The organism is Exiguobacterium sp. BMC-KP, assembly GCF_001275385.1.
Classification (GTDB): Bacteria; Bacillota; Bacilli; order Exiguobacteriales; family Exiguobacteriaceae; genus Exiguobacterium_A.
In genome coordinates this window covers 412,998-425,376 of the sequence record NZ_LGIW01000015.1, presented here as the reverse complement: position 1 = coordinate 425,376, position 12,379 = coordinate 412,998, and the positions used below count along the sequence as shown (strand labels likewise).

Genomic DNA, 12,379 nt, shown 5'->3' with positions numbered 1-12,379 from the left:
CATTCCTTTCACGAGTAAAGACGTACTGCGCCCCTTATCATACCACAGGCACCGGTTCGTCTGAACTTTTTTGGACAGGAAACATCCGTTCGGTTTATGATGGAAGAAACACCACAAGGAAGGGGAGGAAAACCATGGCACGCGAGCAGTCGTATACGCTTCCAGAGTTCATTGAACGCTACCTGTTTTATTTAACGACAAGTGGACGGCAACTTTCGACCGTCCGGCGCTATCGGTATGATTTAATCGAAGTCCATCGTTATATGACGGATGTCGACCAACCGCTCGAGACGATTGACGATTTCAAAGCAATTTCGATCGAGACGTGGAAGACGTTCATCAATGAGTACTTGATCGAAGAGAAGCTCTACCAGCAAGCAACGGTCGCCCGAATCGTCACCGTCATCAATCAAGTCAATTACCAGATTCGGCAAACAAAAGCGAAGCTGATCGAATACGCACAACCGACACACGAACTGACGGCAAAACATGTCGCTTCCTTCAAGGAATATGAGCAATTGGTACGGACGAATCAATCCGATCGCGGTTTGACAGAACATCAATTGAAGGCACGTCCGTTTTTGATTGATCGAAACGAACTGATTCTTCGGCTATTTTACCGTTATGGCTTACGTGTCCATCACATTATCGGCTTAAAAATGCACGACCTCAATTTCGCCCAGCAAGAGATGGCTGTCCACGATCGCCTTGGTAACCGCTTCCTGCTTCATCTTGAGCGGGAAGATCAAGACATCATGTTGCGTTACTTGAAGACGATCCCAGAGCCAGTCCGCCCCCGTTATCACAGCACCGATCCCTTTTTCGTCGCCTTCGACTTCGCCCGGATGACGTTCCGCTGGGTCTACAGTAAGAATGCACCGAAGCAATTGTCGATCGTCATGATCACGAAGATGATGCGGCAGCTAAATGAGCGGTCGGATAACAAACGGATCTTAACCCCGTCGATGTTACGTAACAGCTTCATCTTAAAAACGTATCAGGATGAGATGACGAAAGAAGAACGTCTGCAAAAGACGTGTCTCTATAAGGATGTCTCGCTCCGGCGTTACGAAGAGGCGGTTGAAGAATTGACACCATTACTTTAATGACAGGTTTACAGTTGGAGTTAAATAAGAGGTATTTTTCTTAACTAAGGAGCGTTACACCGTTACACTTTCTTTTTTCGTTTCGAATCGTCTTCCTTTTCTCCAAGTTTTAATACGCCATATATTATGAATGAAATAAAAAAAAGACGACCCCCCGGTCGTCTTTTTTTACTTAGCGAGAGACTTCTTGTGTCTCTTCTTGCTCATATAACGTCACGTTGCGCGCTGGTGCGAACGTCGAGATTGCGTGTTTGTAGATCAATTGCTGCTTGCCTTCCGACTCCAAGATGACCGTGAAGTTATCGAATGACTTGATCAGCCCCCGTAATTGATACCCACTGATTAAGAAAACCGTCGTTGGGACTGCATCTTTCCGTAATTGATTTAAAAAGACGTCCTGAATGTTGTATGTCGCTTTCATGATTCCCCGTGCCCCCTCTTTTTATCTGTTTCTGTCTTCGGGCAACTCTTATTTAACCGCTTTCAGAAACTCTACAGTTCTATCATAGATAATTTTGAACGTTTCTTCAAATGAAAACTTTCCCATATCTACCCAAACGCCATCAAATTGATGACGGAACCATGTCAATTGACGTTTCGCGAAGCGTCGTGTATTCCGTTTTAGCATGTCAACAGCAGGGTCGAGTGGTGCCCCGTCAAGGACGGGTAACATCTCTTTGTAGCCAATTGCTTGCAACGCCTTCGTCTGTCGGTATCCGGCAGCGTCAAGACGTGCCACCTCTTCAAGAAGCCCACTGTCGACCATCAAGTCTACCCGCTGATCGATTCGGTCATATAACCGATCTCGGTCTTCCATGTGTAAGACGAACAATAGACTGTCGTAGAGCGCTGGCTTGCTACCGGTCGTTTGTGTCTGACCGGTCCGTGCGACCTCGATTGCCCGAACGACGCGCTGGATGTTATTCGGATGAATTGCTTCTGCACGCGTCGGATCAAGTTCTTTTAACTGGTCATGCAACGCATTCGCACCGTGCGCCGCCGCGTACGCTTCAAGCTCAGCACGCAAAGCTGGGTCTTCGGCCTGTTCGGTAAACTGGTAATCATATAAAATCGACCGGATATAAAGCCCTGTTCCACCAACGATGATCGGTAACTTGCCACGACTCGCAATCTCATCGATCGTCGCCCGAGCAATCGTTTGGAAACGGGCTACACTCATCTCGTCGTCCGGTGTCACGAGATCAAGCAGATGATGCGGCACCCCTTCCATCTCTTCGGTCGTCACTTTTGCCGATCCGATATCCATCCCTTGATAGACTTGAACCGAATCTCCGGATAACACCTCTCCGTTTAGTTGTTTTGCTAGTTCAATGCCTGTCTTCGTTTTTCCGACTGCTGTTGGTCCGACGATGACGATGACTGGTTGTTTCTTCATTTTTCTTCACCCATTCTCTATCGTTTCATTCTGATTCGAGTGTACCATAGCCACTTACTCGGATTAAAAAAATCCATAAAAAAACCGTCCCTCTCGGACGGTCCCACAAATACAAGTCTTATACGCGACGGATGAAATCGTCATAGATGGCACTAAAGATACACCATCCGCAAATGACGACGCCTGTCAGCATGATGCCCCAATCTGCCATGGTCGTTCCTCCTCTACTCATCGTTATTCTGTCTTTTGACGGTTTAAGCAGAATGTAAACCCTTCCGAGCAGGTTTGACACCAATTCTTGGAATCAGTATGATAAAAGTACGATTGGTACGTAGCGCGGAGGCTGACCTGCATCGGCTTCCTATTAGAGGCACTGCCTCTCGATTCCATGTCTTATGCTTGCATAAGACAACATAGGGAGAATTCGTTCTTCCAAGCGACAGGTCCGGCATCATGCCCGGGCCTGTTCTGCGTGCCGTTACCTATTTTAAAAGGAGTGATACTGCGTGCGCATTCAAATCATTGGTGGATCAGGTACCGGAAAAAGTACGCTTGGTGCCTTCATCGGACAAGCCGAGCAGATTCCCTGGATTGATACGGATCACTATTTATGGAAAGATACGACGTTCACTGAAAAACGTACTGTCGCTGAACGGTTCGCCCTGTATGAAGCAGACCTTGCGTCTCATAACGACTATATCGTCTCCGGTTCCGTCTTTGCTTGGCATCCGGACGGCTTCATCGGTCGGGACTTACTCGTGTTTTTATCGCTCGACGAAACAGTTCGGATGGAACGACTGATCGCGCGAGAAAAAGCACGCTACTCAGATTTTACAGGCTCCAATGAATTCCTCGACTGGTGTAGGACTTATCACACAGCAACGGACCCTTCGATGATCGGTACGTTCGCAGAACACAAACACCAAATGGATCGTTCGCTTTCGCCGGTTCTCATACTAGATGCTTCGCTATCGACAGAGCTCCACTATCAAAAAATAATCGAGACATACAATCGATTGTCGCTTTAGCAATAAAAAACGGGTCCCCCTCTTCAGGTGGACCCGTTCGTCTTAATACATATCTTTTTGTGTGAAGTTCCAGAACGCAACGACTAATGCCGCGACCGTCCAACAGCCGAGAACAGCTAGTGAGAACGGTAGTGTCATACCTTCGATCGGTGGTGCTTGTCCGTCGAGGTAGTTGATCAGTCCGAAGTTGACGTTGACGAGATACTTCGAACTCGTCCAACTTGAACCGAGTGTCGTCAACAACGTACCCGAGATCAAGACAGCCATCATGATCCCGATTCCTGTTGCTGTGTTTTTAACGAGGACGGACACCATCAAGGCGATCGTTCCGACGACAGCCGTGACGATCCAGGCTAGACCAACAGCCATTAAGAGGTATTCCCACATCGGTAATGTGTGTACGAATTCGGTTGAGAACGTACCACTCGGTGAGGCTTGGAATCCAGTCAAGATCGGTGCGGTCCAGCCGTCATAGCCGAGGACAATCCCGGATATCGCGTAACAGACGGCGACGGTCAATGCCATCAGCATCGACGTATAGAGCAAGACAGTCAACCATTTCGCCATGAGGATTTTCCAGCGCCGGACCGGTCGTGACAGCAACGTCTTGATTGTTCCATCATTTTGTTCCCCACTGACGATATCCGCCATGATGACGATGATGAATAGCGGTAAAATCAACGTCAACCCTTGCGAGAAGAAAATCCGGATGAACGTCGGTGCTCCCGGATAGTTCGGATTGATATCATTATCGAGATAGTATTGATTTTGTTTTAGATCAAACTCCAGGAACTGACGGAACTCATCTTGAATACTGCTAGAAGCAAGACGGTTCTGCGTATCGACGATGTCTTGTTGTAACTCAACACGCCAGTCGAGTGTTCCCTGCTTTTTGATTTGCTCTTGAATGTCTCGGTACTGCGCATACGTAAACATCGAGACGAGGACGATCAAGATGATCGCAACGACAGCAAATCGACGCTTAGAAGCGATTTTCGTGACTTCATTTCGAACGAGACCGATCATGTTCGGATTACGCAATGTGATCGCCTCCCGTTAATGTGATGAACAGATCTTCGAGCGTCTGAACTTTTCGTTCAATTGTCCAGACTTCGACACCTGCTTCAAGCAGCTGCTTATTAAGCGCTGGTGTCTTACTTGCATCCATCAAAGTATGGACCGTATTTGCATCGACGACTTCTGATACTTGAACTTGATCCGATGCTGATAAAATCTCATTCGCCTTAAAGGCATCGTCAACACGCCAGTCAACGCCTGGTGCAAGCGACTCGACCAATTCCTTGACCGTTCCGACTTGAACGATTTTTCCATAACTCATGATGGCAACACGATCAGCAAGCATTTCAATCTCAGCTAAGATATGACTCGAGACGAGGACCGACAGTCCCGTTTCCTCGACGAGCCGGCGGATGAATTGGCGCAAATCCCGAATCCCCATCGGATCGAGACCATTCGTCGGTTCGTCGAGAATCAAGACGCTTGGTCGTCCGAGTAATGCCTGGGCGATGCCGAGACGTTGACGCATCCCGAGCGAGTATGTCCGGACTTGATCGTCAACACGTGCCGTCAAATCGACGAGGTCAATGACTTCTTGAATCCGAGCATCATCGACATTCGGTAACATCCGGGCAAAGACTTGTAAATTTTCTCGACCTGTCAAATACTTATACAATTCCGGGTTTTCGACGATCGAACCGATCCGTTCCATTGCTTGGACGAACTGTTTCCGGACGTCAAAGTCACAGACCGTGATTTTACCGGACGTCGGTTTAATCAAACCAACGAGCATCCGGATCGTCGTCGTTTTTCCTGCCCCGTTCGGTCCGAGGAAGCCAAAGACTTCACCTGGCTGAATTTCAAACGAGATATTATCAATGATCGTCTTTTTTCCGATCACCTTTGTTACACCTTCTAATTTCACTGTTGGTTTCACGTCTCTCACCTCTTATTGTCTATTCTAGCGGAATAATGAATCATTTGACTTGTCAGAACACTTCATTTCCGCACATTCTTTCAACATTTGCTACAATCAGGTTAGAACCTAGAAGGAGGAACGTTCATGAAGCGATTACGCTGGCCCCTGTTTTTAACCGTCTCACTCGTTTTGACGGCAATCTTTGGATACGGCTTCGTTAGTGCCTATAGTGACGTCGTCAATCCACCAAAACGTGCCGTCCTGACACCAACGAAGGAAGAGCCTGTCAAAAAAGGCGGAACCTATGTCGCGCTTGGCGACTCATTGACACGTGGTGTCGGAGCATCAAACGGTAATAGTTATGCTGCACTCGTTGGACGCGATCTTGTTAAAGATAATACCGTCGAGCGTTTCCAAAATCTTGCCGTCAGTGGTGCCCGGACGGAAGATTTACTGAAACAACTAAAACAAAAAGAAGTGTTGCGCTCCATCGATCAAGCAAAAGTCATCTCGGTGACGATTGGTGGAAACGACTTGTTCAACCGTGGTGAAGGCGTCGCGAACTTCAATGCGAAGAAGACAGCCGAAACACTCACGACGGCACAAACGAACTTGAAAAAAACATTCAGTATCCTACGAGAGCAAAATCCGGATGCTGTCATCTTCTACGTCGGGCTCTATAATCCTTTCCGTGCGACGGAAAACGGTGAAGCGTTCGACGCAATCGTCCAAGATTGGAACGCAAAATCACGGACACTCGGTATCGAATACGATGTCGAAATCATCGACACATTCAATCTTGTCCGCGACGTCAAACGTGATTTGTCGAGTGACCAATTCCATCCGAACGACTCTACCTATGAAGAGATTGCGAAAGCTTCTTTACTCGCTGTCAACAAACGTTTCTAACAATAAAAGCCGCCAAATTGGCGGCTTTTTGTTCCGATTCATTTCAAGCGTTTCGCAAGAGAGACCAGTCCCCATTGAAGTGGCAGACGTGTCCACAGTAACCAAGACGGGAGACGTTTTCCGTTAATCGGTTTCGGATTGACTGCCATGTTGACGTTTGCGGGTAAGACAGCATATAAGAAAGCAGGAAGTGTCTTGCGAACGAGATGCACTCCTTTTCCTGTCAGCAACATGATCCCGTAAGCGATTTCGACGACACCTGTTACTTGGACGAAAAAGCGCTTGAATGGAATGAACGACGGCATGATACTGACGAATCCTTTTTCATTGCGGAAATGACCAACTCCCGCAAACAACAATCCTGCTCCATACACTAGGCGTAATATCATTATGTTTCACACTCTCTTTCTGTTCATGAAGTATATGTTCGAGACAGCTTCAGTGTATCGAAACGACATGATTATCTCAACTTTTAGAAATTGTCGTCGAATTATGGGGAATGATGAGTCATTTCGGAATGTCTCCCGTAATCAGGGAAGAGATCGCTTCATTTGCTATGATGAAGTCAGAAATCACACAGAGAGGAATGATGACTTATGGCTGGAAAAACAAAAGCACTTTTACCTGGATTGACTGGAGGCATCATCGGCGCGGTCTTAACGGCTACAGTTGCCTTCCCGATTCTACTCGATCAAGAACAGCAAGTCGCAGATACACCGTTATCAAACGGCATGCCAAAACAAGTCTCAACGACGACAAGTGACCCTGTAACGAACGCAGTCGCTACCGCTCAGAAATCCGTCGTGACCGTGACGAACTATCAAGCTGGTAATTCGATGTCGCAACAAGAAGCAGCTGCCGGTTCAGGATCTGGTGTCATCTATAAGAAAGAGAACGGAAAAGCATACATCATCACGAACCACCATGTCGTTGATGGCGCATCGAAACTTGATGTCACCTTAAACAACGGCAAAACACTTCAAGCCAAACTACTCGGTAGCGACGAAACATATGATTTAGCCGTACTGGAAGTTGACGCAAGTGACGCTCCCGGTGTCATCACGCTTGGAAAATCAGCTGACTTAAAAGCTGGACAGACTGTTCTTGCGATCGGTAACCCACTCGGCGAATTCCAAAACTCCGTCACACGCGGAATCGTCAGTTCCAAAGACCGGACCGTACCAGTTGATACGAATAATGATGGACAAGACGACTTCAATACGACGGTCATCCAGACAGATGCTGCTATCAACCCCGGCAACTCAGGCGGTGCTTTAATCAACGAACAAGGACAACTCGTCGGAATCAACTCGATGAAGATTGCCGAGTCTGGCGTCGAAGGTGTAGGCTTTAGCATTCCAATTGATGATGCGTTGCCAATCCTCAAACAACTGGAGACAAACGGTAAAGTCGAGCATCCAACACTTGGTGTCTCCTTGCAAGACGTCGCGGCGTTCCCTGCTGGTTATCTAAAAGATCAAGTCAAACTACCAGACAGCCAGAAAACAGGTGTCGTCGTCATGTCGGTCGAACCAAACAGCCCCGCTGCTGCGGCTAAACTGAAAACAGGTGATGTCATCACGAAAATCAATGATTCTGATATTAAAGGATTCGTTGATATCAAAACAGCATTAATCAAATCAGATGGTCCACTCTCACTAACGATCATTCGCGACGGGAAGCAGATGACGGTCGAAACCAAAACAACGACAACGGATCAGCTGTAAACCTTCCACCTCACGTTTCATCCGCCTTCCTTTTCGGGTATTGTTTTAGAACAATATCGAATTGGGAGGCTTTTTCTATGTATGATTTAATCGGCATCGGTATTGGACCGATGAATTTAGGATTAAGCGCACTGGCGCATCCAACTGAGTTAAAGACATTATTTTTTGACGAAAGTGAACAATTTTCATGGCATCCTGGCATGATGATTCAAGACTCGATGATGCAGACGAGTTTTATCTCCGACCTCGTCACGTTGGCTGATCCGACAAGTTCGTTTTCTTACCTCAATTACTTACGATCAATTCATCGTCTCCACACCTTTTATTTTTATGAAAAACTTCTGATTTCAAGACAAGGCTATAACGATTACTTACGCTGGGTTGCGACGCAACTGGACGATTTACGATTTTCAACGCGAGTCATCGATGTCCAAGATACCGGAGATAGTTTTGAAGTCCTCGTCGAAGATATCTCGACTGGAAAACGCGAAACGTTCGAAGCACGAAACGTCGTCATTGGTACTGGTTCAAAACCTGCGATTCCTGAATCGTTTGACGACCGTGTCATTCACAATACGCAATATGTCATGAATAAGCCAGAACTCCTTCAACGCGAAAAAATCAGCATTGTCGGATCCGGTCAAAGTGCTGCCGAGATTTTTCTCGATCTTTTGACGACGTCTGCTCCAGAGCGACCTGAGCTCGAATGGATTGCGCGATCGACACTTTTTGAAACACTCGAGACAGGTAAGCTTGGCGAAGAAATTTTTTCCCCGAGTTACGTCACGTACTTTAATCAATTACCACTCGAAGTACGACAAGAATCCGTCAAAAAGTTTGCCCGTTCACAAAATGGCATCAGTCCTGAGACTCTACAATCGATCTATGCCCACCTCTATGATTTGACAGAAGAGGAACAGCAACAGGTCGCGATTCGCGCGAATCTCGAAGTAAAGAAGATCACGTACGATGAGCGCTTCACGATTTCGATGCAACATCAAGAACGCGGGGATGACCGTGTATCCGTAACAGATGCTGTCATCGCAGCAACTGGTTTTTCACCATCCCTTCCGAGCTTCATCGATCGCCTCGACATCGTGTTTGAAGCACCGAATGCTTGGAAAGTCGATGCGAACTATCAAATTGAACGCTCGGTCGATACCCCCCATCATCTTTATGCAACGGCTAATTTAGAATTGTCACACGGACCTGCTGCTGATAATCTCGGAATGTCCGTCTCACGAAACCAATTAATCTTAAATGCGGTCGCTGGTACGGAACTTTATCCGGTCGAACGACATGCGACGTTTACGACATTCGAATAAATGAAAGGATGACATAGCAAAACGGACGACCGATGGCATACATCATTGGTCGTCCGTTTTGTTTTGTCTATTTCATTTCAAGGCTTTTTCGTCAGTTCTAGTGCAGCCAGTAACAATAACGTAGCCTGAACTCGTGTCACTCCTGATTTAGCCAGTAAGAGATGAAAGGCAATCAACCAGTTGACCTCGTCTGAAAAACGATTCCGTGCTCGCTCCCGATCGACGATCCGTGTCACGTAGATCCAGTCGACACGTTCCATCGTCGGTAACAACGCAAGAAGCGGCATTAAACGATCCCAAATGATGATTTCTCGTCGTTCTAACAATTCCCGCCACGCAATGATTCGTTCCTGTTGCGCTGAAGGATCTGGATGCGCCGCTAAGATTTGCGCCGTAATGACACGTTCACTCGTCCGTTCCATATATTGCGCGAGCCACTCTTCCGATGTATCGACCCGCTCTAGAAATTCTTCTGGTAATGGCTGCTGTTCAAGCAAAGTCGATGTCACGACGTACTGTTTCGCGGCATTCAGATGAGGTCGTGTCGCATGTAGGCGTTCCATGTAGGGAAACGCATCGATGCCTTGCCGACGATTTAGTACCTCGTTGAGTGCAAAAAATGGACGAACACCTTTATCACGAATCAGGCGATGTTTAATCTTTTTTTCTGCGACGATGATCTCTTCAATCAAGAGATCGGGATCTGTACTATTTAGCTGAACATGAGCAACGAGCAATGGTGTATAACGACTTCGGAGTGCTGAAAAGCGCGATGTCTTTTGTTTGATCGTTCGCATCAGACGTTCGTAGACAGTCTGCTCAAAGACGGTATCGTGAATCGTATAAGACAGCGCAAAAAAACGATGGAAATCATGCGACGTCTCTTCCCGCAAGACGGGATAACTCTCATCATAGTTCTCACAGAATTGACCGTACATCCTTCCACCTCTCCTTCTTTTCTATCAATCGTTTTCCCTAAAATTGACTTGCACAATCTTATTTTTAAACGAACAAAAAAAGGCATCGGACCAGGTCCGTTGCCTTTCATTCATTTAAACGCGCTGTCTCTCTAACAAACGGGAGAAGTAACCTCCTTGATTCATCAGTTCATCGTGTGAGCCTTCTTCAACGATTCCTTCCTTCGTAACGACAAAAATCTTATCAGCATTCCGGATCGTTGCTAAACGGTGCGCAATAACGAGCGTCGTCCGGTTCTCAGACAGCTCGGCAAGCGATTCTTGAATTAGTGCTTCCGTTTCCGTATCAAGCGCTGACGTCGCTTCATCAAGAATCAAAATCGGCGGATTCTTCAGGAACATCCGCGCAATGGCAAGTCGTTGCTTTTGTCCCCCCGACAGTTTTAGTCCGCGTTCCCCGATTTGTGTGGCGTATCCATCCGGAAGATCTGCGATCATTGGTCCGAGATGCGCCCGTTCTGCTGCTTGCACGATTTGATCATGCGTCGCGTTCAAGTCACCGTAGGCGATGTTTTCAGCAATCGTTCCTGAGAACAAGAAGACATCTTGTTGGACGATACCGATTTGTTGTCGCAAGGACTCCTTCGTCATCTGCCGGATATCGATTCCGTCAATCGTGATTGCTCCGTCTAAGACATCATAAAAGCGTGGAATCAATGAGCAAATCGTCGTCTTTCCTGCGCCGGATGTTCCGACGAAGGCCACGGTTTGTCCTGGTTCGACCGTCAGATTGATGTTTTCTAAAATCAGACGGTCTGCTTCATATCCGAACGCCACATCCTTGAACGTGATGCCACCGTTCAATCGATCAAGGACTAGTGCGTCTGGTGCATCCGGAATCGATGCATCCTCATCAATCATTGAGAGGAATCGCTTAAAGCCAGCCATCCCTTTTGGGTACATCTCGAGTAATGCCGTTATCTTATCGATCGGTTTCAGCAGGATGTTCATATAGAGTATGAACCCGACAAGTTCTCCTGCCGTTAAAGTGCCTCGATACGTTAAGTACGCACCGACGACCAAGACGGCAAGCGTCATCAAACGAGTCGTCAAGTAGATGCCGGATAGACTCTTACTCATGACCTTGTAGGCATTGATCTTCGACTGACGAAACGTCGCGTTGTCTTTTTCAAAACGCTCGATTTCGTAAGCTTCGTTCGTGAACGATTGAACGACACGGACACCGGAAACACTATCCTCAACGCGTGAATTGACTTCCGCGATGTTTCCATACATCCGGTCCCACGACTTATTCATCCGAACGTTCGCATAACTAATCAACCAAATCAAAAACGGTACGGCAATGATCGTTACGAGAGCAAGCGGCACGTTGATCGTCAGCATGATCGAGAACGCACCAAGCAATGTCATGACGGCAATGAAGGCATCTTCCGGACCATGGTGCGCAAGTTCTCCGATGTCAAACAGATCATTCGTGATTCGACTCATAATATGACCCGTCTTCGTATTATCAAAGAAACGGAACGACTGTTTCTGAACATGACTAAACAACTGACGGCGCATATCGGTCTCGATATTAATCCCAAGCTTATGTCCGAAATAGTTGACGACGAATTGCATCAACGTACTGATGACATATAACACTAATAATCCGACGCTGACAAGGATGATCCAGTTCATCTCTTCATTCGGTAACAATGAGTCGATGAACCACTTAACCGCGAGCGGAAAGGCAAGTTCTAAAATCCCAACGAATAAGGCAGATGTGAAATCCAGCCAAAATAAACGTTTATGCGGGATATAATACTGATAAAAACGGCGTAACATGTGTAGCCTCCTTTCAATACTCCTAGTGTACTCGAACTTTTTTGAAAATACTGTATCGAGCTATTCATTTTGTTTTAAAAGACTAATGCAGTTTTTTAGACCAAAAATATATTTTAAAATCAGGGGAATCGTCACTTTTTATGACAAAATGGTAACAACGATTTTTTATCTATCTCGACTTGGAAGG

12 protein-coding genes are annotated in these 12,379 nt (G+C 46.7%); 5 read left to right on the top strand and 7 right to left on the bottom strand.

The annotated features are described in order from the left end of the window. The first annotated feature begins 134 nt into the window (after positions 1-134). The gene (locus ADM98_RS07645) at positions 135-1,106 is read left to right on the top strand and encodes a tyrosine-type recombinase/integrase (RefSeq protein ID WP_053452951.1); all 972 of its coding nucleotides are present in this window, start codon (positions 135-137) and stop codon (positions 1,104-1,106) included. 172 nt (positions 1,107-1,278) lie between these two features. Here ADM98_RS07645 and hfq read toward each other — a convergent pair whose 3' ends face one another. Both hfq and miaA read right to left on the bottom strand, forming a co-directional pair. Further along, on the bottom strand, positions 1,279-1,527 hold the full coding sequence (gene hfq, locus ADM98_RS07640; RefSeq protein ID WP_023467753.1) for an RNA chaperone Hfq: 249 nt from the start codon (positions 1,525-1,527) through the stop codon (positions 1,279-1,281). A 48-nt stretch (positions 1,528-1,575) separates the two neighbouring features. Continuing rightward, positions 1,576-2,502 (bottom strand): tRNA (adenosine(37)-N6)-dimethylallyltransferase MiaA, encoded by a 927-nt coding sequence (gene miaA / locus ADM98_RS07635; protein WP_053452950.1) that lies wholly within the window; start codon positions 2,500-2,502, stop codon positions 1,576-1,578. A 506-nt stretch (positions 2,503-3,008) separates the two neighbouring features. On the opposite strand from miaA, the gene ADM98_RS07630 reads away from it, so the two are divergent. Beyond that, the gene (locus tag ADM98_RS07630; RefSeq protein ID WP_053452949.1) at positions 3,009-3,530 is read left to right on the top strand and encodes a shikimate kinase; all 522 of its coding nucleotides are present in this window, start codon (positions 3,009-3,011) and stop codon (positions 3,528-3,530) included. Between the two features lie 42 nt (positions 3,531-3,572). On the opposite strand, the gene ADM98_RS07625 is transcribed toward ADM98_RS07630, so the two are convergent. Continuing rightward, positions 3,573-4,571, bottom strand: a complete 999-nt coding sequence (locus ADM98_RS07625) for an ABC transporter permease (protein WP_034785942.1) — start codon at positions 4,569-4,571, stop codon at positions 3,573-3,575. Continuing rightward, positions 4,564-5,484, bottom strand: a complete 921-nt coding sequence (locus ADM98_RS07620; protein WP_029341234.1) for an ABC transporter ATP-binding protein — start codon at positions 5,482-5,484, stop codon at positions 4,564-4,566. Before ADM98_RS07620 ends, ADM98_RS07625 begins: the two co-directional genes overlap by 8 nt. 126 nt (positions 5,485-5,610) lie before the next feature. Between ADM98_RS07620 and ADM98_RS07615 the strand changes: the two genes are divergently transcribed. Beyond that, positions 5,611-6,375 carry an SGNH/GDSL hydrolase family protein gene (locus ADM98_RS07615; RefSeq protein WP_053452948.1) on the top strand — a complete coding sequence of 255 codons (765 nt, stop codon included), beginning with the start codon at positions 5,611-5,613 and terminating at the stop codon, positions 6,373-6,375. Positions 6,376-6,413: 38 nt separating this feature from the next. On the opposite strand, the gene ADM98_RS07610 is transcribed toward ADM98_RS07615, so the two are convergent. Continuing rightward, positions 6,414-6,764, bottom strand: a complete 351-nt coding sequence (locus ADM98_RS07610; protein WP_053452947.1) for a DoxX family protein — start codon at positions 6,762-6,764, stop codon at positions 6,414-6,416. A gap of 207 nt (positions 6,765-6,971) precedes the next feature. On the opposite strand from ADM98_RS07610, the gene ADM98_RS07605 reads away from it, so the two are divergent. Continuing rightward, positions 6,972-8,102 (top strand): S1C family serine protease, encoded by a 1,131-nt coding sequence (locus ADM98_RS07605; protein WP_053452946.1) that lies wholly within the window; start codon positions 6,972-6,974, stop codon positions 8,100-8,102. 77 nt (positions 8,103-8,179) lie between these two features. Beyond that, on the top strand, positions 8,180-9,427 hold the full coding sequence (locus ADM98_RS07600; RefSeq protein ID WP_053452945.1) for a lysine N(6)-hydroxylase/L-ornithine N(5)-oxygenase family protein: 1,248 nt from the start codon (positions 8,180-8,182) through the stop codon (positions 9,425-9,427). A gap of 77 nt (positions 9,428-9,504) precedes the next feature. Here ADM98_RS07600 and ADM98_RS07595 read toward each other — a convergent pair whose 3' ends face one another. Next, complete coding sequence (locus tag ADM98_RS07595) at positions 9,505-10,365, bottom strand: DUF4003 family protein (RefSeq protein ID WP_053452944.1); 861 nt, start codon at positions 10,363-10,365, stop codon at positions 9,505-9,507. 114 nt (positions 10,366-10,479) lie between these two features. Further along, complete coding sequence (locus tag ADM98_RS07590; RefSeq protein WP_053452943.1) at positions 10,480-12,192, bottom strand: ABC transporter ATP-binding protein; 1,713 nt, start codon at positions 12,190-12,192, stop codon at positions 10,480-10,482. Positions 12,193-12,379 lie beyond the last annotated feature (187 nt).

What these genes read in the sequence shown, in the direction of transcription:
- ADM98_RS07645 (WP_053452951.1), top strand. Translation starts at nt 135, where the DNA reads ATGGCACGCGAGCAGTCGTATACGCTTCCAGAGTTCATTGAACGCTAC.
- hfq (WP_023467753.1), bottom strand. Translation starts at nt 1,527, where the DNA reads ATGAAAGCGACATACAACATTCAGGACGTCTTTTTAAATCAATTACGG.
- miaA (WP_053452950.1), bottom strand. Translation starts at nt 2,502, where the DNA reads ATGAAGAAACAACCAGTCATCGTCATCGTCGGACCAACAGCAGTCGGA.
- ADM98_RS07595 (WP_053452944.1), bottom strand. Translation starts at nt 10,365, where the DNA reads ATGTACGGTCAATTCTGTGAGAACTATGATGAGAGTTATCCCGTCTTG.
- ADM98_RS07605 (WP_053452946.1), top strand. Translation starts at nt 6,972, where the DNA reads ATGGCTGGAAAAACAAAAGCACTTTTACCTGGATTGACTGGAGGCATC.
- ADM98_RS07600 (WP_053452945.1), top strand. Translation starts at nt 8,180, where the DNA reads ATGTATGATTTAATCGGCATCGGTATTGGACCGATGAATTTAGGATTA.
- ADM98_RS07590 (WP_053452943.1), bottom strand. Translation starts at nt 12,192, where the DNA reads ATGTTACGCCGTTTTTATCAGTATTATATCCCGCATAAACGTTTATTT.
- ADM98_RS07615 (WP_053452948.1), top strand. Translation starts at nt 5,611, where the DNA reads ATGAAGCGATTACGCTGGCCCCTGTTTTTAACCGTCTCACTCGTTTTG.
- ADM98_RS07610 (WP_053452947.1), bottom strand. Translation starts at nt 6,764, where the DNA reads ATGATATTACGCCTAGTGTATGGAGCAGGATTGTTGTTTGCGGGAGTT.